Origin of the sequence: Bradyrhizobium cajani, assembly GCF_009759665.1 — a bacterium.
Classification (GTDB): domain Bacteria; phylum Pseudomonadota; class Alphaproteobacteria; order Rhizobiales; family Xanthobacteraceae; genus Bradyrhizobium; species Bradyrhizobium cajani.
In genome coordinates, this window is sequence record NZ_WQNE01000001.1 from 64190 (window position 1) to 83673 (window position 19484).

The 19484-nt window shown below is 63.8% G+C and carries 19 protein-coding genes; 12 read left to right on the forward strand and 7 right to left on the reverse strand.

Translation table 11 applies throughout. The features are described 5' to 3' along the window. Positions 1–276 precede the first annotated feature (276 nt). A complete protein-coding gene (locus GPL20_RS00270; RefSeq protein ID WP_157326821.1) occupies positions 277–1428 on the forward strand; it encodes an acyltransferase family protein in 1152 nt (383 codons plus the stop codon). 324 nt (positions 1429–1752) lie between these two features. Here the strand turns inward: GPL20_RS00270 and GPL20_RS00275 are convergent, their stop codons facing one another. The 4 genes from GPL20_RS00275 to GPL20_RS00290 are packed head-to-tail and all read right to left on the reverse strand — an operon-like array spanning position 1753 to position 3845. Then, positions 1753–2148, reverse strand: coding sequence for a DoxX family protein (locus GPL20_RS00275; protein ID WP_373568237.1), 396 nt, complete (start codon positions 2146–2148; stop codon positions 1753–1755). A 10-nt stretch (positions 2149–2158) separates the two neighbouring features. Continuing rightward, positions 2159–2377: a DUF4287 domain-containing protein gene (locus GPL20_RS00280; RefSeq protein ID WP_212433194.1), complete on the reverse strand. Its 219-nt coding sequence runs from the start codon at positions 2375–2377 to the stop codon at positions 2159–2161. Between the two features lie 60 nt (positions 2378–2437). Continuing rightward, the gene (locus tag GPL20_RS00285; RefSeq protein ID WP_157326823.1) at positions 2438–3166 is read right to left on the reverse strand and encodes a helix-turn-helix domain-containing protein; all 729 of its coding nucleotides are present in this window, start codon (positions 3164–3166) and stop codon (positions 2438–2440) included. A 4-nt stretch (positions 3167–3170) separates the two neighbouring features. Beyond that, positions 3171–3845, reverse strand: coding sequence for a Crp/Fnr family transcriptional regulator (locus tag GPL20_RS00290; RefSeq protein ID WP_157326824.1), 675 nt, complete (start codon positions 3843–3845; stop codon positions 3171–3173). Between the two features lie 337 nt (positions 3846–4182). On the opposite strand from GPL20_RS00290, the gene GPL20_RS00295 reads away from it, so the two are divergent. Then, positions 4183–5004 carry an ABC transporter ATP-binding protein gene (locus GPL20_RS00295; protein WP_254125627.1) on the forward strand — a complete coding sequence of 274 codons (822 nt, stop codon included), beginning with the start codon at positions 4183–4185 and terminating at the stop codon, positions 5002–5004. After that, positions 5001–6932, forward strand: a complete 1932-nt coding sequence (locus GPL20_RS00300) for a long-chain fatty acid--CoA ligase (protein WP_157326826.1) — start codon at positions 5001–5003, stop codon at positions 6930–6932. Before GPL20_RS00295 ends, GPL20_RS00300 begins: the two co-directional genes overlap by 4 nt. A gap of 155 nt (positions 6933–7087) precedes the next feature. Here GPL20_RS00300 and GPL20_RS00305 read toward each other — a convergent pair whose 3' ends face one another. After that, the gene (locus tag GPL20_RS00305) at positions 7088–7366 is read right to left on the reverse strand and encodes an endonuclease domain-containing protein (protein ID WP_246249973.1); all 279 of its coding nucleotides are present in this window, start codon (positions 7364–7366) and stop codon (positions 7088–7090) included. An 83-nt stretch (positions 7367–7449) separates the two neighbouring features. Here GPL20_RS00305 and GPL20_RS00310 point away from each other — a divergent pair, with 83 nt between their 5' ends. The 4 genes from GPL20_RS00310 to GPL20_RS00325 all read left to right on the forward strand — a co-directional run bounded on the left by GPL20_RS00310 (position 7450) and on the right by GPL20_RS00325 (position 11712). Further along, on the forward strand, positions 7450–8343 hold the full coding sequence (locus GPL20_RS00310) for a branched-chain amino acid ABC transporter permease (RefSeq protein WP_157326827.1): 894 nt from the start codon (positions 7450–7452) through the stop codon (positions 8341–8343). Between the two features lie 3 nt (positions 8344–8346). Beyond that, entirely contained in the window at positions 8347–9420 is a 1074-nt protein-coding gene (locus GPL20_RS00315) for a branched-chain amino acid ABC transporter permease (RefSeq protein WP_157326828.1), read from the forward strand. A gap of 42 nt (positions 9421–9462) precedes the next feature. Continuing rightward, positions 9463–10746: an ABC transporter substrate-binding protein gene (locus tag GPL20_RS00320; RefSeq protein WP_157326829.1), complete on the forward strand. Its 1284-nt coding sequence runs from the start codon at positions 9463–9465 to the stop codon at positions 10744–10746. A 126-nt stretch (positions 10747–10872) separates the two neighbouring features. After that, on the forward strand, positions 10873–11712 hold the full coding sequence (locus GPL20_RS00325) for an ABC transporter ATP-binding protein (RefSeq protein ID WP_157326830.1): 840 nt from the start codon (positions 10873–10875) through the stop codon (positions 11710–11712). Positions 11713–11730: 18 nt separating this feature from the next. Here the strand turns inward: GPL20_RS00325 and GPL20_RS00330 are convergent, their stop codons facing one another. Then, positions 11731–12882 carry an AGE family epimerase/isomerase gene (locus tag GPL20_RS00330; RefSeq protein ID WP_167532826.1) on the reverse strand — a complete coding sequence of 384 codons (1152 nt, stop codon included), beginning with the start codon at positions 12880–12882 and terminating at the stop codon, positions 11731–11733. 86 nt (positions 12883–12968) lie between these two features. On the opposite strand from GPL20_RS00330, the gene GPL20_RS00335 reads away from it, so the two are divergent. Both GPL20_RS00335 and GPL20_RS00340 read left to right on the forward strand, forming a co-directional pair. Then, positions 12969–14192 carry a phenylacetate--CoA ligase family protein gene (locus tag GPL20_RS00335; RefSeq protein WP_157326831.1) on the forward strand — a complete coding sequence of 408 codons (1224 nt, stop codon included), beginning with the start codon at positions 12969–12971 and terminating at the stop codon, positions 14190–14192. 275 nt (positions 14193–14467) lie between these two features. Then, positions 14468–15241, forward strand: coding sequence for a YdcF family protein (locus GPL20_RS00340; protein ID WP_167532853.1), 774 nt, complete (start codon positions 14468–14470; stop codon positions 15239–15241). 63 nt (positions 15242–15304) lie between these two features. On the opposite strand, the gene GPL20_RS00345 is transcribed toward GPL20_RS00340, so the two are convergent. Next, complete coding sequence (locus GPL20_RS00345) at positions 15305–16939, reverse strand: carbamoyltransferase family protein (RefSeq protein WP_157326832.1); 1635 nt, start codon at positions 16937–16939, stop codon at positions 15305–15307. 122 nt (positions 16940–17061) lie between these two features. Here GPL20_RS00345 and GPL20_RS00350 point away from each other — a divergent pair, with 122 nt between their 5' ends. From GPL20_RS00350 to GPL20_RS00360, 3 genes are all read left to right on the forward strand, one after another. Then, the gene (locus tag GPL20_RS00350; protein ID WP_157326833.1) at positions 17062–17577 is read left to right on the forward strand and encodes a D-glycero-alpha-D-manno-heptose-1,7-bisphosphate 7-phosphatase; all 516 of its coding nucleotides are present in this window, start codon (positions 17062–17064) and stop codon (positions 17575–17577) included. A gap of 140 nt (positions 17578–17717) precedes the next feature. Beyond that, the gene (locus tag GPL20_RS40070; RefSeq protein ID WP_254125629.1) at positions 17718–18902 is read left to right on the forward strand and encodes a CgeB family protein; all 1185 of its coding nucleotides are present in this window, start codon (positions 17718–17720) and stop codon (positions 18900–18902) included. Positions 18903–19013: 111 nt separating this feature from the next. After that, a complete protein-coding gene (locus tag GPL20_RS00360; protein WP_157326834.1) occupies positions 19014–19460 on the forward strand; it encodes a cupin domain-containing protein in 447 nt (148 codons plus the stop codon). Positions 19461–19484 lie beyond the last annotated feature (24 nt).

Consider the following 19484-nt stretch of genomic DNA (forward strand, 5'->3'; position numbering starts at 1 on the left):
CGGGTTGCCCGTGCTCATCGCAAATGAAACCCATCTGATGCTCTGCATGATAGGGGTAGTTGCTCGACGCGGGACGGCCTAGTACAGGCTGAAGGGAGCCAGACGTGTGACCGCTCGGGACGGTGGTAGACTCGGAGACGACGGTAGAATATGGCAGGTTAGCAGCGCCCGAACGACCTATTCCGGCAGTCATTTGAGCGGCTTTTGACGCTGGGGCAGAACCGCATGAGTTCGATTTTTCCAATACGCCTCTCGCCGATGCACGAGTCTATCTAGATGTGGCTGTCAGCTCAGGTATCTAAGAAACGAAATCAAAGTCTTGATGGCATTCGTGCTGTTGCCGTGATTCTGACCTTCAACGTGCACTTCTTCGGCGGCTACCTTGCAACTTTTCGTGGCGCCAATCCAAATAGCGTTCCGCTAGCAAGCCTTCCGAGCCTGTTCGATAAGATATTGTATTGGCTTTATCACTCTCACCACGGCGTCTCGATCTTCTTTATATTGAGTGGATTTCTGATCTCGAAGATTTCGCAAAGCGCCGACTGTGTTTACCTGACCTTCATTAGGAACCGTATCGTACGGGTTTATCCCGCGTTCCTGCTCGCCTTGGTGATCTGTCTTGCAGGAGGAGCGTCTATTGGCGCGCAATTTCCCGACATCCAAACCTTGATCGGAAACTTGGTCTTCCTCAATGCGATTCCGTCATTGGGAATACCCGGCATCGTTTTCAACAACGTGACGTGGTCGCTGTTCTACGAGATGGTGTTCTACCTCCTCTTTCCTGTTGTTCTGCTGATAGGACGATGGGCTGGATTGCCGGCAATTGCGTCTACAATCGTGGGCGGCCTGATTTTCGCTTACGGTCCACTGCAATTCGGGATGGACCTCCGATCTTTCATTTTCCTGTTTGTCGGCGCGGGCGTTGGATGCCTGAGTCGCGAGCAAATCGAACGTGTCGCGAATATCTGCCCAGACGTAGCAATCGTCTCGATCTACCTGCTTACGACGACCCTGTTCACACTCGGCTACATTATTGACTGGCAATTTACCTGGCTGTTTTCGGGCCTGAGTATCATCGTCCTGTGTAAAGCTGTGAGCAAGCGAGGAGCGTTGGCTCGCGCGCTTTCGTGGAGACCGCTCGCTTGGCTTGGGATGATCTCCTATTCATTCTACCTTCTTCACTCCGTCGCGATCGTCATCGCCTTCCGCGCAAGACGGTATTTTGTCGTTTCCGATGCAGGCGACGTTGTTCCACTCGTGATTCTCGCCGCCCTCAGTTTCGCCGGTGCAGTTCTATTGGCGCTCATTAGTTACCTGATCGTAGAGCGGTTCTATTTTGCAAAGAGAGCGCCTGTAAGTCATGAGGCACCATCTAGCGCCGTTCTGGCATCCGATCCCGCGCGCGTCAGTTCCGGAAGGACCGAATGAATGAGCCGCCAGTCAGCATCTAACGCCTACTCTCAATCGCGCTGGCTTGCTGCCTGAGACGACCAATCGGTTCTGAACCAGACCGGGAGAACATCGAGCACATCGTTGTCGACGACGGCCGAACAGCCGGCGCCCGCGACGCTGCCAGCGCGCGTCACTGTTCTGACGCAAAAGCCGGGCAAACTACGGCGCTCATGCGTCCCCGCGGTGCCTGAGCCGCCGCGCTGCCTTCGCCGAACCAGGCAATCTCCATCCGTTGGCGCGCCGATCTGTGGCCAGCGCACGCTCCGGCCAATGCGCGATGACGGGGGAGCAGTCCCGGACTTACGCTGATGGCGATCTCAGTGGCAGCAGCGCTGCAATCCGGCTGTCGCGCAGATAGAGGCCGCCCCATGCAAGGACGGCCAGATACACGCCGAACAGCATATGGCTGAACAGCGGATTGCCGACGCGCAAATGAGACGCGACGGTGCCGCCCATATAGGCCGTCAGCAGGATTGCGCCGAGCACGGCCGTTCGAGGAAAGGCATAGAGCGCCGTGCAGCCCAGAGCCACGACGCCCAGCGCTCGCGCCAGGTCGGGTGAAGGAGGATAGCCCAGCTCGGCCGTTGCCTTGATCACCACGTCCAGCGGGACAAGCTTCATCCCGACGTCGAACAGCATGAAGGCGATGACAAGCCCGCTCATCACGAGGCCGGTCACGCGTCTCGACTTGCTCATTGTCATCACCTTACGACTTCTTTCCCTTCAAAAGGGCGACGATCGCCATGGCATGGCCATGACCAAGGCCGAACTCCTCCTTCAGCGCGGCCACGATGGCGCCGACCTTCACCCCGGCCGCAAGTCCCGTTCCGGTCGAAAACCCCTTGGCCTTGCCCCATTTGCGGAACTGGTCCGGGCTCTTGCCGGTCTTGGCCTCGATATTGTCGAGGTAAGCCTGAAAACTCACGACAGCACTCCCCGCCTTCCACTCCCGCCACCAAGGCCGGAATAGCCACGAGTACCGCGGTCAGGACATCGTCGTCTTGTACGAAAACGACAATTGCGGACGCTCGCGCGCGAGGCGCGCAGGCGTCATGCCGATCAGTTGCCTGACCGAACGGGTCAGGTGCGCCTGATCGAAATAGCCGGCGCCGGATGTCGCGTCGAGGACCGAGCTCCCGCTCACCAGCAAGGCCGCCGCGTGCCGCGCACGCTGGATCTGCTGATAGCTGCTAAACGTCATGCCTGTGACCCGGCGAAAGTGTCGCTGCACCGAACGCTGGCTCATCCAGTCGACGTCGCTCTCGACCGCCGCATCGGTGGCATCGCTGCGCGCGATGACGCCGGCGCGCGCCAGGCGGGCAACGAGGAGCTCCGCATCGTCATAGCTAGGGATGTCCCAGCTCAGATCCGCAAGCAGGAAACGGCAGCCAGAGAGCACCGGCAAATGGATGTCCTGACGGTCAATCAACGCGGCCGTCGGTATCGCCGGCAGGTAGGTCCCCAGGCGAAATCGGATCGCGAGCCATTCGCCATTCGGCGGACATTCGACGAGAGCTCCGCGTGTCACCGGGCCTCTCAGCGTCACCGCCGAAAACTCCGGCAACCTGGTGACGACGAGCTCGATATTCCCCTCGGCCATCGACAGGAACGAGCCGCCGCTCCGGCTCCGGCTCCGCCATACGCGCTCGACGTAAGGCGAGTCCGATTCGCGATCGACGAATTCGATGAGCACCGGCCGATCCGGCGAGAGCATGTCGTCAGTCCCCGTAACTCCTGAGCCGCTCGATATCGAGAATGGTGACGCCGCCATATTCGAGCCGCAGCAGCCCCTCCTTCTCCAGCCGGTTCAGCGCGCGGTTGGCGTTCTGCCGGGACATGCCGGACAGCGCGCCGATCTCCTCCTGGGTGATTTCCAGATGCGCGGTCGATTCCGGATAGAGGATCGGGTTGAACAGCGAGGCAATGCTGCGGGCGAGGCGCGCGGTGGCGTCCAGCGTGCGGTTGACCTCGAGCATGCCGATGAACTGGCCGAGCCGCTCGTTGAGCTGGCGGACCAGGAAGCGGTTGAAGCCGACGCTGTTCTCGAACAGCCACATGAAGGCGCTGCGTTCCATCAGCGCGACGCGGCTGTCGCGTAGCGCGACCACGTCATAGCGACGCGGCTCGTTCTTGAGCACGCTGCCTTCGCCGAACCAGGCCCCTGCCGTCAGCCCGGCCAGACTCGTCTCCTTGCCGTCGCGCGACACCCCGCCCATCCGGGCAAGGCCAAAGACCATGCCGGCCCAATAGTCGAAGGTGTCGCCGCGCATGAACACGGTCTCGCCGGTGCCGTAGGACCGCTCGGTGATACCGGCGCGTGCGACCTCGATCTCCGCGTTCGTGAGCTCACGCGACCAGGCGGCGACGCGCTTCAGATGATCCTCTGAAATCATGATGGAGGGGCCAGCCGCACCGTTTCGTCACTCCGCCCTTCTGCTGCACTGCAACACGATCACCTCGGCGGCCATCCGACGAAAGATGGACGCCGTCCCGCCCGAAAAAACTTTGTCGCCGAATTGTCAGGCCGAAGACATTTCAAAATAGCGCTTTCCCGTATTGAGAACCACCTTGGGCGATGCGGCTTTTGATCCCTGATGGGAACGAGGGTGGCGCGGGTCCGGTCGAGACCAATGGCTGCATGGCCTCACCGGGACGACCGTACTAGGATCGCCCGAAAACAACGGATGAAGAGCGCCACTGAAAGCGCCATCACCGGGAGGGATTTGTTTGGTGGCTACCAGTCTCGAAGTGCGCGGCGTGTCCCTGCGATTCGGCGGCGTCCGTGCGCTGACCGATGTCAGCTTCGCCATCAAGGAGGGCGAGCTGTTCTCGATCATCGGCCCCAACGGCGCCGGCAAGACCTCGATCGTGAACTGTATTTCCGGCCGCTACAAGCCGACCGAAGGGCAGCTGTTCTACCAGGGCCGCGACATCACCGGTTTGACGCCGAATGCCCGTGCCTCGCTCGGCGTCGGCCGCACCTTCCAGAACCTGGCGCTGTTCCACCACATGAGCGTGCTCGACAACATCATGGTCGGCCGCCATCACCTCCTGAAGAACAATTTTCTCACGGGCTCGCTGTACTGGCTCACCGGCGCGCGCAAGGAGGAGCTCGAGCACCGCCGCAAGGTCGAGGAGATCATCGACTTCCTCGATCTCCAGTCGGTGCGCAAGGCCACCGCCGGCACCCTCTCCTATGGCCTGCGCAAGCGCGTGGAGCTTGCCCGCGCCATGGCGCTGGAGCCGCGCCTCATCCTCCTCGACGAGCCGATGGCCGGCATGAACTTCGAGGAGAAGGAGGACATGGCCCGCTACATCGTCGACCTGAACGAGGAGTTCGGGATGACGGTGGTGATGATCGAGCACGACATGGGCGTGGTGATGGACATCTCCCACCGCGTCATGGTGCTGGATTTCGGCCGCAAGATCGCCGAGGGCGATCCCGCTGCCGTGCTCGCAGATCCCCACGTCAAGCGCGCCTATCTCGGTGAAGAAGACGAGGTGCTGGTCGACCCGGACGACGCCTCGCCGGCGCAGGAGAGCGCGGCATGATGGATTACGCAGGACGCGTCGCCCAGGCCGACACCTATCCAAAGATGCTCCGGCTCAACGCGAAGGAGCATGGCAACGAGATCGCGCTGCGCGAAAAGGATCTCGGGCTCTGGCGGCTGTTCACCTGGAGCGACTACCAGAGGCGGGTGCGCGACTTCGCGCTCGGCCTCGTCGAACTCGGCCTCGGCCGCGGCGACGTCATCGGCATCATCGGCGACAACCGGCCGGACTGGGTTGCGGCGGAAGTCGCGACCCATGCCATCGGCGGACTGAGCCTCGGGCTTTATCGCGACGTGCTGGACGAGGAAGCCTCGTACCTCCTCACCTATGGCGAGGCACAACTTGTCTTCGCCGAGGACGAGGAGCAGGTCGACAAGCTGCTCGCGCTGGCCGAGCGCGTGCCGAAGCTGAAGCACATCATCTATTCCGATCCGCGCGGGATGCGGAAATATGACGATCCCAGGCTGATGTCGGCGGAGAAATTCGCCGAGTTCGGCCGCGCCCGCGCTGCGCGCGAGCCAGAGCTTTACGATCGGCTCGTGGACGCGACCAAGGGCGAGGATGTCGCGATCCTCTGCACGACATCGGGCACGACGTCGCATCCAAAGCTTGCGATGCTCGCCGCCGGCCGCGTGCTCGGCCATTGCGCGACCTACCTCGCCTTCGACCCGAAGGGACCCGACGACGAATATGTCTCGGTGCTGCCGCTGCCCTGGATCATGGAGCAGGTCTATGTGCTCGGCAAAGGCCTCTTGTGCCGGATGAAGATCAACTTCGTCGAAGAGCCCGACACGATGATGAACGATCTGCGCGAGATCGCGCCGACCTTCGTGCTGTTCGCCCCGCGCGTCTGGGAATCGATCGCCGCCGACGTCCGCGCCAAGGTAATGGACGCCACGCCCTTCAAGCAGCGCCTGTTCGATATCGGCATGAAGTCGGGTCTTGCCGCGCTCAAGCAGGGCAAGCGTTCGGGCCTTGCGGACGCGATCCTGTTCCGCGCGCTGCGCGACCGCCTTGGCTTCACCCGCCTGCGCTCGGCCGCGACCGGCGGCGCGGCACTCGGGCCCGACACCTTCAAGTTCTTCCAGGCCATGGGTGTGCCGCTGCGCACACTCTACGGCCAGACCGAACTCCTGGGCGCCTACACGCTGCATCCCGAGGGCAAGGTCGATCCCGACACCACCGGCGTGCCGATGGCCGACAGCGTCGAAATCCGCATCGACAATGCCGACGTCCACGGCGTCGGCGAGATCGTGGTGCGGCACCCCAACATGTTCCTCGGCTATTACAAGAACCCCGAGGCGAGCGTTGCCGACATCAAGGACGGCTGGATGTTGTCCGGTGATGCCGGCTATTTCAACGAGGACAAGCAACTCGTCGTCATCGACCGCATCAAGGATCTCGCCGAGACCTCGCGCGGCGAGCGATTTTCGCCGCAGTTCATCGAGAACAAGCTGAAATTCTCGCCCTATATCGCCGAGGCCGTGGTGCTTGGCGCCGGCCGCGACGCGCTGGCGGCGATGATCTGCATCCGCTACTCCATCATCTCGAAATGGGCGGAGAAGAACCGCCTCTCCTTCACCACCTACAGCGACCTTGCCTCGCGGCCCGAAGTCTATGCGCTGCTCCAGAAGGAGGTCGAGACCGTCAACGCCACGCTGCCGCCGGCGCAGCGCATCTCGCGCTTCCTGCTGCTCTACAAGGAGCTCGATGCCGACGACGGCGAGCTCACCCGCACCAGAAAGGTACGCCGCGGCGTCATCAACGAGAAATATGAAGGCATCATCGACGCGATCTACCGCGGCGATGCCGACATCCCCGTCGACACCGTGATCCGCTTCCAGGACGGCACCACGCAGCGGGTGCGCACGACCCTGCGCGTGGTGGATCTGGGCGGTCACGGACACATGGCGGAGGCTGCGGAGTGATACAGTCTACCGCTGCGCCCGGTGCTGTCCTTCGCCTCTCCCCGCTTGCGGGGAGAGGCCGGAGCGCGTCAGCGATCCGGGTGAGGGGGAGCCTCCGCGAGGGCGGTGACAATCGTATCGAGGACGCCGGCCGAGTTGCGGGAAACATCGTTGTTTCAAAAGCGCAAGATCCGATAATTGCGCTCGATCAGCCATTTGTCGCGCACAGCGTCGCGCGGGTTGTCGGCGTGTTGGCCACCGTCGACTTCAATGATCAGGCGGGCCTCACGGCAAATGAAATCCACGGTGTAGGGCCCGATCGGCTCCTGCCGAACGAACTTGTAGCCGTTCAACCTACGGGCACGCAGGCGATACCAGAGCGTCCCCTCGGCATCCGTCAACGCGGCTCGCAGGCCTCTTGCGCGCTCGGTCTTGGACTCATCAGCACCTCGCATGCGGAGACTCCCCCTCACCCGCCGCGCGTTCCGCGCGTCGGCCTCTCCCCGCAGGCGGGGAGAGGCGAAGGACAGCATATCACATGAACACCGCCTTCCTCATCCAGCTCCTGGTCAACGGCCTCGTGGTCGGTACGCTCTATGGCGTGGTCGCGATGTCGTTCGTGCTGATCTACAAGGCGACGCAGGTCGTCAACTTCGCGCAAGGCGAGCTGCTGCTGGTCGGCGCCTGGGTGTGCTGGGCGCTGCTGGCGAAATACCAGGTGCCGTTCTGGATCGGCATGCCGATCACCCTGGTGTTCATGTTCGTGTTCGGCATCGCGGTCCAGGTTCTCATCCTGCGGCCGATGATCGGCGAGCCCATCATCTCGGTGATCATGGTGACGATCGGCCTGTCCACGGTATTGCAGGCGACGCTGAAATGGATGTTCGGCGTCAACCCGCAGCCGTTCCCGCGCGTGTTCGAGAGCCAGTCGGTCAGCCTGCTCGGCCTCCAGATCCAGACCGTCTACGTCATGAGCCTCGTGGTCTCGGTTGCGATGATGATCGGCATGGCCTGGTTCTTCCGCGCCTCGAAATATGGCCTTGCCATGCGCGCGACCGCGTTCAACCAGCAGGTCGCGCAGTCGCTTGGCATCTCCGTCAAGAGCGTGTTCGCGATGGCGTGGGCGATCTCGGCGACCGTGTCGGCGGTCGCGGGCGTCGTCGTCGCCGTGGTCAACGGCGTCTCCTCGGGCCTTGCCGCCTACGGCATCAAGGTGTTCCCGGCGGCGATCCTTGGCGGACTTGATTCCGTCGGCGGCGCCGTGCTCGGCGGCATCATCATCGGGCTGCTCGAAAACGTCGCGCAATATGTCGACAGCGAGTACCTGCACTGGGGCAATCTCTACGAGATTGCGCCGTTCTACGTCCTCATCATCGTGCTGATGATCAAGCCCTACGGCCTGTTCGGCACCCACGACATCGAACGGATCTGACCCATGGCCGGCCCTGCTCTCATCCCCGCTGGTGATTTCCGCACCTCTTACGCCGCGGACACCACGATCTTTCCGACCACGACCAGCCGCAACTTCGCGATCGCCGGTGTGTTGCTGCTGTGCCTGGCGCCGCAATTCTTCAGCGGCTACTGGCTCAGCATCCTGATCCAGATCGGCATCTTCTCGATCGCGGCGCTCGGGCTGAACATCCTGGTCGGCTTCACCGGCCAGATCTCGATCGGGCACGCCGCCTTCTTCCTGCTCGGCGCCTTCACCTCGGCCTACATCTCCAACAACGCGCCGATCCCGGTGTTCTTCGCGATCCCGCTCGCCGGCGTCGTCACTGCGCTGGTCGGCCTGATCTTCGGCATTCCCGCGGCGCGGCTGAAGGGGCTCTATCTCGTCATCGCGACGCTCGCCGCGCAATACATCCTGCTCGACTTCTTCTCCCGCGCCGAATGGTTTTCGGGCGGGTCGGTGCCGGCAAGCGCCGAGCCGTTCTCGATCTTCGGCTACACGCTGCGCGGCGACAGGCAGTATTTCTACGTCGTGCTGGCCTATGTGCTGGCGAGCTACGTCCTCGTCACCAATCTGATGCGCACGCGCGACGGCCGGGCCCTGGTAGCGATCCGCGACCATTATCTTTCCGCCGAGATCATGGGCATCAACCTCACCAAGTACCGCACACTGTCGTTCGGACTTGCCGCCTTCTTCGCCGGCATCGCCGGCGCGCTCTATGCGCACTACCAGCTCGTGGTGTCGCAGGAAGGGTTCGGCATCGAGCGCTCGATCCTGTTCCTCGCCATGATCATCATCGGCGGCACCGGCTCGATCATGGGCACGCTGATGGGCACCGCCTTCGTGGTGCTGCTGCCGGAGACAATGGAATTCATCAGCCTGCATCTGAAGGGCGGCGCGATCGACAAGGCGCTCTCGCTCAACACCAACATCACCTTCCTGCGCGAGATTGCGATCGGGGTGATCATCATCGCGTTCCTCATGTTCGAGCCGGACGGGCTCGCGCATCGCTGGCGGCAGATCAAGGCTTACTGGAAACTCTACCCGTTCTCGCATTGAGAGCGGTCACTTCACTTAAACAATAACAGGAGGAACCGACCCATGACGATGAAGTCCCTTTTGAGCACCGCATCGCTCACGCTGGCCATCGCCGCATTCTCGGCGGGCGCGCAGGCGCAGATCGCGATCGGGCATCTCGCCGATTATTCCGGCGGCACCTCCGACGTCGGCACGCCCTATGGCCAGGCCGTGGTCGACACCTTCGCCTGGGTCAACAAGAACGGCGGCGTCGGCGGCAAGCAGCTTAACGTCGACACCAACGACTACGGCTACCAGGTGCCGCGCGCGATCGCGCTCTACAAGAAGTGGTCGGCGCCGGACTCGAAGGTCGCCGCGATCATGGGCTGGGGCACCGCGGACACCGAGGCGCTGACCGGTTTCCTCGCTCAGGACAAGATTCCCGACATGTCCGCCTCCTATGCCGCAGCGCTGACCGATCCCGAAGGCGTCAGCGGCAAGGCCAAGCCTGCGCCCTACAACTTCTTCTACGGCCCGAGCTATTCGGACTCGCTGCGCGCCATGCTGATGTGGGCGGCCGAAGACTGGAAGGCCAAGGGCAAGGGCGGCAAGCCGAAATTCGTGCACATGGGCGCCAACCACCCCTATCCGAACGCGCCGAAGGCCGCCGGCGAGGCCATGGCCCAGGAGCTCGGCTTCGAGGTGCTGCCGCCGCTGGTGTTCGCGCTGGCACCGGGCGACTACAGCGCGCAGTGCCTGAGCCTGAAATCCTCGGGCGCCAACTATGCCTATCTCGGCAATACCGCGGCCTCGAACATCTCGGTGATGAAGGCCTGCAAGACCGCGGGTGTCGAGATCCAGTTCCTCGGCAATGTCTGGGGCATGGACGAAAACGCCGCCAAGACGGCAGGCGATGCCGCCAACGGCGTGATCTTCCCCCTGCGCACCGCCGTGAGCTGGGGCGGTGATGCGCCCGGCATGAAGACGTTGATGGAAATCTCCAAGATGTCCGATCCCACCGGCAAGGTCTATCGCCCTGTGCACTACATCGCCGCCGTCTGCTCGGCGCTCTACATGAAGGAGGCGCTCGACTGGGCCGCCAAGAATGGCGGCGCCACCGGCGACAACGTCGCCAAGGGATTCTACCAGAAGAAGGACTGGGTGCCGGCGGGAATGGAAGGCGTCTGCAATCCCTCGACCTGGACCGACAAGGACCATCGCGGCACGCTGAAGGTCGACCTCTACCGCACCAAGGTTTCAGGCGCGACCGACGGCGACCTCAACGACCTCATGGCCAAGGGCACGATCAAGCTCGAGAAGGTCAAGACCGTGGAGTTGCCGCGCAAGCCGGAACTGCTGGGGTGGTGAGCGCCTAGTCCGTTCGTCGTTCCGGGGCGCCTCGAAGAGGCGAACCCGGAACCTCGAGATTCCGGGTTCGGTCCTCCGGACCGCCCCGGAATGACGGATTGAAGCTGTGACGACAGCGGAGACAACATGACCGACACCCTCGAAGCATCCCGCGCCACCCCGACCGTCGTGCCCGCACCTGCCCTCCTCGCCGTGCGCAACATCGAGGTCGTCTATGACGACGTCATCCTGGTGCTGCGCGGCCTCAGCCTCGACGTGCCCAAGGGCGCGATCGTGGCGCTGCTGGGCGCCAACGGCGCCGGCAAGTCGACGACGCTGAAGGCGATTTCGGGACTGCTCAAGACGGAGGACGGCGAGGTCACGCGCGGCGAGATCCTGTTCGAGGGCTCCGCTATCGCCGGCATCGATCCCGACAAGATCGTCCGCCGCGGCATCTTCCAGGTCATGGAGGGCCGGCGCATCGTCGCCGACATGACCTCGCTGGAGAACCTCAAGCTCGGCGCCTTCACCCGCCGGGACCGCGAGGTCGATGCCGACATCGACATGGTCTTCAACTATTTCCCGCGTCTGAAGGAGCGCACCGGTCTTGCCGGCTATCTCTCCGGCGGCGAGCAGCAGATGCTCGCGATCGGCCGCGCGCTGATGGCGCGCCCGAAGATGATCCTGATGGACGAGCCCTCGATGGGCCTGTCGCCGCTGCTGGTGAAAGAGGTGTTCTCGATCATCCAGAAGATCAACCGCGACCTCGGCGTCACCATCCTGCTGGTCGAGCAGAACGCGCGCGCCGCACTGTCGGTGGCGAGCCACGGCTACATCATGGAGCAGGGCAAGGTGGTGCTCGACGGCACCGCCGACGAGTTGCGCGACAATGAGGACGTCAAGGAATTCTATCTCGGCGGTGCCGGCGACCAGCGCAAGAGCTTCAAGAACCTCAAAAGCTTCAAGCGGCGCAAGCGCTGGCTGTGATCCACAACGCTGTCGAGCCTAGCCCAGCACCTGCTCCGCTTCCGTGACTGCGCAGAGAACATGATAGAACGACGACGCAGGAATGGTGTCGACCAGCGATTTGCCGTCGCGGTCGAACTGGTCGTACCAGCCGCCCCGCACGGGATGGCTGAGATAATGCCGCTCGAGCCGCGCCAGGGCCGCGCGCGCTTCATCCGCCGCACCCGCCTCGCCGGCTTCGGCCTGCGCGATCCACGCCTTCGCCATCTCGCTCTGCGGCCACAGCCGGCGCGTGCTGCGGCGGATACTGCCGCTGGCGTCGCCCTCGTCGACGAGACAGCCGGTCGCCTCGTCGCGATAGCGCAGCGCCGTCGCCAGCAACTCGGCGCGGCGCTGCCCGGTCGGGCATCCCGTGATGCGTTCGAAACCCTTCAGCAGCCAGACCCATTCCGCCTGGTGACCGGGCTCGACGCTGACCGGCTCGATCTTCGACCAGTCCTCCTCGAAGTACTCCGTCAGGATGCGCTTCTGCTTGTCGTAGAGATTGGCGAGGAACAGCGCGAAGAACTCGCCGGCACGATTCTGAAACGACAGATCGTGAGTCGCCTCGAAACAGGCGATCATCGCCTCGAACAGATGCATGTGCGGGTTCTGCCGCCGCGGCAGCGACACCGGCAGGCCTTCATGCACGCCGCCATGCGGCGAGCGGAGATGGCCATCGAGGAAGGCGAGCAGTGTATCGATCTCGGCGCGAATCTGCGCGTCCTGGTCGAGCGCATAGACCGCCGCGAGCGCGAACAGGATGAAGGCGTGATCGTAGGCATCGCGCCGGGCGTCGAGCACCGCGCCTTCCGGCGTCAGCCGGTGCACATAGCCCGGCCGGCCGTCGGGCGCCTTGGCCTTGGCCAGCAGGTGCTCCAGCCCCCTCAGAGCGATGGCGCGCCCCTCGGGGTACCAGCCCATCTGCGCCGCCTTGGCGAAGCACCAGATCTGGCGCGCCTGCACGAACACGCGCCGCGGCGTGGCTCCGTCCGCCGTTCCGTCGCGATGCAGCCGGTCGATGAAGCCGCCTGCGGCATGATCCCAACCGACGGTCGACCACAGCGGCAGCGCCTCCTCGATCATCCGGTGCTTCAGGCGCGCGACGACGCCGGCCGCCTCCCCCGCCGCAATGATCCCCTCGTCCGCCATCGCGTCCCCTTCAAGCCCTGCCCATGGCCGTCTGATACCCATGCCGGTGGCGGCGCGCAACGGACGCCAACCCGGAAAGACCCGCCATGACCGCCCATTACGACGCCCGCGAGACGCGCGAACAGGCCGCGCGCGAGGCCGACCTGTTCTCCCGCCTGCCGGACGTGCTGCGGGCCGCGATGGCCGCCCCGGCCTATGCCGAGCGCCTGAGTGGCCTCGACCCCGCCTCAGTGAGTTCCAGAGCGGCGCTGGCGGGCCTGCCGGTGCTGCGCAAGTCGGAGCTGCCGGCCCTGCACAGGGCCTCACCGCCCTTCGGAGGCTTCGTGGCGGCGGCCCCGGGGTCGTTCGCCCGCCTCTTCACCTCCCCCGGCCCGATCTTCGAGCCGGAGAGGCGGCAGGCCGACCCCTGGCGCGGCGCCCGGGCGCTGTTCGCGGCCGGGTTCCGTCCCGATGACATCGTCCTCAACACCTTCAGCTACCATCTCACCCCCGGCGGCTTCATCTTCGACGCCTCGGCGCGCGCGCTCGGCTGCGCCGTGATCCCGGCCGGCCCCGGCAATACGGAACAGCAATTCGAGCTGATCGAGGCCTACCGACCGGTCGGTTACAGCGGAACGCCGGACTTCCTGAAGATCCTGCTCGATGTCGCCTCAAGCTCGGGCCGCGACGTCTCCTCGATCAAGCGCGCGCTGGTCTCCGGGGCCGCGTTCCCACCCTCGCTCCAGGCCGAGATCAAGGCGCGCGGCATCGACGCCTACCAGGCCTTCGGCACCGCCGATCTCGGCCTCATCGCCTTCGAGACCGACGCGCGCGAGGGCATGGTCGTGAACGAGGACCTGATCCTGGAGATCGTCAGGCCCGGCACAGGCGATCCCGTCGCGCCAGGCGAGGTCGGCGAGATCGTGGTGACCTCGCTCGACCCGCACCATCCCTGGATCCGGCTCGCGCTCGGCGACCTCACCGCGGCGCTGCCGGGCCCGAGCCCGTGCGGGCGCACCAACATGCGCATCAAGGGCTGGATGGGCCGCGCCGACCAGACCACCAAGGTCAAGGGCATGTTCGTCCGGCCCGAGCAGATCGCCGAGATCGGCAAGCGCCATCCCGCACTGGGAAGGCTGCGCCTCGTCGTCACGCGCCAGGGCGAGGCCGACGCAATGACGCTGAAAGCGGAAACGGCGGCCGCCAACGACGCCCTGCGCGAGGAAATCGCGGCCAGCTTGCGCGCGGTGACGAAGCTCGGCGGCGCGGTCGAACTGGTGCGCCCGGGCACGCTGCCGAACGACGGCAAGGTGATCGCGGACGAGCGGTAAACGAGTCCGAGCCGCCCGATCGGGAATTAACGGGGCAAATTCATCAACAGCCGTGTCCTTGCCCAGCTCAACGCGCAGAAAACTGCGCGAAGACAAGGCGATGAAGGCAAGACGCCCGTCATGATTTCGTCGGCCCCGGGCTTGACCCGACGATCGATCCTCTTTCAAGAAGAGTTCTGAAGAAGGCTGGGCCGGTCAAGCCCGCGCATGACAGGCACGATCATTCCAGCGAGGCTCCCCTGTATTTCGCTCTCTCCAAGACCCTTGGCGTCGCGCTGTTGCCGATCAATCTCCTGGTCGAGCTGGGAATCCTCTCTGTTGTGCTGATGGCGACGCGTTTTGCTGCGCTCGGTCGCAAGCTCGCCGCAGTCACGCTGATCCTGCTGGCGCTCGCCGCGTTCTCGCCGCTCGGCAACCTCCTGCTTTATCCGCTGGAGTCGCGCTTTGCGCCCTGGGATCCGTCGCGCGGTGCGCCTGACGGCATCATCGTGCTCGGTGGCTCGATCGACACCGATCTGTCTGCGGCGCATCGCACGCCGGTCGTTGGGCACGCGGCCGATCGTCTGTTTGCGCCGGCCGAGCTCGCCCGCCGCTATCCCAATGCGCGCATCGTCTTCACCGGAGGTACTCCGCGCCTGGTCTCGACCGAGTCGAGGGAAGCTGATCATGCCGCGACAGTCTTGGAGAATGTGGGCATCGCGAAGGAACGCCTGACCCTCGAGCGAGACTCCCGCAACACGTGGGAGAATGCGATCTTCACGAGGCAATTGGTGTCACCAAAACCGGGTGAGCGCTGGCTCCTGGTCACATCGGCGTTTCACATGCCGCGCGCGATGGGAGTCTTCCGCAAGGCCGGATTTGACGTCGAAGCCTATCCCGTGGACTGGCGAATGGGTGGACGCGCCGATCTTTTTTCTTTCACCAATATGAGTGTGGACGGCCTTGGCCGAACCGACGTGGCCTTACGCGAGTGGATCGGCCTCGTGGCTTATCGCCTGATAGGCAGGACCGGAGAGTTGCTTCCGGGACCGGGACCGGGCAAGGACTAGGGCGCCGTATTCAAAAATCTGGGCGATACGGCAGGATTTGGAACGGAATCCAGCCCACGGGACTCATGATTTGGATAGCCGATAATTCCCTAGATAAAGAACATCCAGCCCCGAGCAAAAATACGTATGCAGCGCCTCCAGCGGAGCGTTCACAGTCGGCTGCTCGTTGATGTTCAAGCTGGTGTTGATCAGAACCGGCAGCGAAGTCGCTTTCGCGAACTCGCCGATAAGACGGCTGTAAAGCGGATTTGAGTCCGCATGGACGCTCTGGATGCGCGCGGTATTGTCGACATGGACCACCGCCGGCATGGTCTCGGCGACCTTCTCATTGACCGGAAACGTCACCACCATGAAGGGGGCGTCGAACGTGTCCTCGAAATATTCAGCCTGGCGGTCGTACAGCACCGAGGGACAAAAGGGGCGAAACTCCTCGCGGTATTTGATCGTGAGATTGATGCGGTCCTTCATTCCCGCATGGCGCGGATCAGCCAGGATCGAGCGGTTGCCCAGCGCACGCGGACCGTATTCCATCCGCCCCTGGAACCAACCCACCGTCTTCTGCTCCGTCAGGTCGGTGACGCAGCGGGACACCGGATCATCGAGCAGTTCGAAGCGCGCGCCGATCTTGTCCAGCGTTTCGCGGATCGTGTCGTTCGAATATTCCGGTCCCCAGTAGGCATGGGTCAACGGTGCGATCGCGTGCCCCGCCTCGGCGCATTTCATCATCGCAGCTCCCAACGCCACGCCCGCGTCGTGCGGTACCGGCGGAACGTAGAGACGCTCTACGGACGGCTCGGCCGCGATCTCCATGTTCATCTTGCAGTTCAGACCGACGCCGCCGGCGATGCAGACAGCGCCGCAACCGGTTTCGGCGATCGCGGAACGGATCACCTCGGTGGTGACGATCTCGAGCTGCTTCTGGCCGCTTGCGGCAATATTGGTCAGCCGCTGGTCGAGCGGCTGGCCGCGTAGCCGTCGCGGCCCCAGGATCTCCTCCATCTTCTCGGTGAAGATGCGCTCCTGCCGCGTCGAGAAATCGCTGGTGAAGATGTCCGCGTCGCGCCTGCGCTTGTCGAGCTCAGGATCGAGCTCGTAGTTGATGCCGTTCGGACGCAGGAGCTTGGCGAACTTGTCGAGGTAGTCCGGGCTTCCGTATGACGACAGGCCCATGACCTTGTATTCGTCATTGGTCATCTGATAACCGAGATACTGCGTCAGCATCCCGTAATAGAGCCCGAGACTGTTGTGGCGACCGAACCGCGTCAGCACGCGGAAGTCGTTGCCGCGCGCATGGGCGACGAGGCCGGAGCTGGAATCTCCCGAGAAGTCGAAGCAAGCGACGGTCGCCTCGGAAAAACCGGATCCGTAAAACGAGCTCGCGGCGTGGCAGAGGTGATGGTCGTAGAGCTCGATCTTCGGGCTGTGCCCGAACTGGTACTTGAAATATTCGGCAAGGCGCTGGCCGTAATTCGTGTAGGTCTTTAGCGGCGAGCACATCCAGTCGACGTCGCGCATGGTGATGCCGGCCTGCTTCAGGCAGAATCCGATCGCGCCACGCGGCAGCTCGCCGCGCGCGTGCTTGGCGAGCGTGAAACGTTCCTCTTCGGCGGCTGCGATCAATTCGCCATCGCGCAGCAAGACGGCCGCCCCGTCATGATGCCCGTGCTTGATACCGGAGCTGATCCCGATCACATACATGCGTGCGCACCTTCGAGAAAACCGCCTTTTATAACAGCTTGCGGCAAAGTAAATCACATCCTTGACAAGATGCCGGTCGAACGGCGAACAAAGGCCACAAACATTTGTTGCGGCTCTCCATCATGACGACATCGACCCGCCCGGCCGTCTTCTTTGACCGCGACGGCGTCCTCAACCACGATGCAGGCTACCTGTTCGAGGCCAGCAAGTTCGAATGGATGGACGGCGCGCGCGAGGCGGTCAGGCTCGTGAACAAGGCCGGCTATTTCGCCTTTGTCGTCACCAACCAGTCCGGCGTCGCCCGCGGCTTCTACCAGGAGAGCGACGTGGACGCGCTGCATCGCTGGATGGCGGACCAGCTGGCCACGGTCGGTGCACGCATCGATGCGTTCGAGTATTGTCCCGACCATCCCGAGGGCGTCATCGAGCGCTACCGTCGCGACAGCGACCGGCGCAAGCCCGGGCCCGGGATGATCATCGACCTGATGAAGCGATTTCCCGTCGCGGCCGACCGCAGCATCCTGATCGGAGACCAGCAGCGCGACGTGGAAGCCGCGCGCGCCGCGGGCATCCGCGGCCTGCTGTTTCGGGAAGGCAATCTTGCGGCCTTCGTGCGCGAGGCTCTGAAACTCGGCTGAGGCCGCTCCGCCCATGCGTTGAAATTCACCCGTTCCCGGGATAGTCATCCCGTGGCAGGGCTCACCTACGGCGCAGTGGTGCTCCTTCGTTTGTGGTACACGACGCCACGCAGCATCAGCGAACTGGAGCCCCGAGTCTCGTGCGTGTCCTCATCCTCAACGCCGACTATCAGCGCTTCCTCGCCTGGCTATACCGGCGCCATCCGGGACTCGACGGTGCGCCCTACGACGCGCAGATGGCGGCGCGCAACGCCAGCTTGTTCGGCGTTGCCAATTTCTATTCGCGCAATTTCGCTGCGGCGGGACACGTCGCCGCCGACATCCACGTGAACAATCTCTGGATGCGGGCGGCGTGGGCGCGCGAGCACGGGCTTACCGTCGAGCAGCCGCCATCGCCCGACGCCGCGGTGCAGCGGCAAGCGATTCCCGGTTGGCTGCTGCGCGCGGTCGCACCGTTCAAGCCGGTCCTCCGGCCGCTTGCGCGCAAGGTGGGCCTGAGCCCGCGGCTCGACGCGGAGGCCGAGAAGGTCCTGCTGGCGCAGATCGAGGACTTCAAGCCGGATCTGATCCTGAACCAGGATCTCTTCCACGTCGAAACGCGCCTGGCGCGCCGGATCAAGCAGATCGGCCGCCCCATCCTGCTCGGCCAGGTCGGCGTCGTGCCGTCGCGCGGTGAGGACTGGTCGGTCTACGATCTCCTGCTCTCGCAGATATCGGCAGTGGTCGATTCCTTTCGGGCCCAGGGCGCGCGTTCCGAGATGATCCACCTGGCGTTCGAGCCCGGCATCCTCGACGTTCTGCCGCCAAGGCCTGAACGAAACATCGACGTCTCCTTCGTCGGCGCGATCTCGGCCGATCACCAGCAGCGGGTTGCGCAGCTCGAAGCGGTTGCGCGAAAATACGATCTGAAACTCTACGGCAGCGGCCTGGACAGCCTTCCCGCCTCCTCGCCGCTGCACCGCTGCTATCAGGGCGAGGTCTGGGGCGTGGAGATGTATCAGGCGCTACGCGCGTCACGCGTCACGCTCAATTCACATATCGACATGGCTGGACGCGAGGCCGGCAATGCGCGCCTGTTCGAGGCGACTGGCGTCGGAACCTTCCTCCTGACCGACTACAAGGACAATCTTCACACGCTGTTCGACGATGGCCGCGAGGTCGCGGCCTGGCGCTCGGTCGACGATTGCCTCGGCCTGATCGACCGTTACCTCGCGAATGAGGACGAGCGCCGCGCGATCGCCGCTGCCGGACAGGCACGGACGCTGTCGACGCACACGTTCAGGCAGCGGATCGACCACATCCTCCGCTTGGCCGGTCAAAACTAGCGCATCGCGACGGCGGCCTCGTCCGCCCTTGACGGTGCCGGCCAAAATGGCCAAAGTGCCGGGCCTGGACGCTATGTCACTCTAATTCCTAAGCTTTTTCGGGACAAATCGATGAAACACGTCGAACAAGTTCGATTCGGCGATCAGCTCTACGCCATCATCGTGCGTGCCTCGTTTCGCGAGCCTGGCATCCACTTCTTTTCTACGCCCGAACTGTCGCAGCAGCTCGCCTTCATGAGCCATCCCGAGGGCAAGAGCATCGCCCCCCACCGCCACAACAAGGTGACGCGGGAGGTGCACTACACGCAGGAGGTGCTCCTGATCCAGAAGGGCAAGCTCCAGGTCGATTTCTACACGGTAGCCGAGGAATATCTGGAAAGCCGCATCCTGAGCGCGGGCGACATCATCCTGCTCTGCAGCGGCGCGCACGGTTTCCACGTGCTCGAGCCGCTCGAGATGTTCGAGATCAAGCAGGGCCCCTATGCCGGCGAGAACGACAAGACTCGTTTTCCCGAGGCCGCGCCGTCCGAGATCAGGGTCAAGGGTCCAGGCCTGTGAGCGAGACGCCTGTGAGGGAAAGCC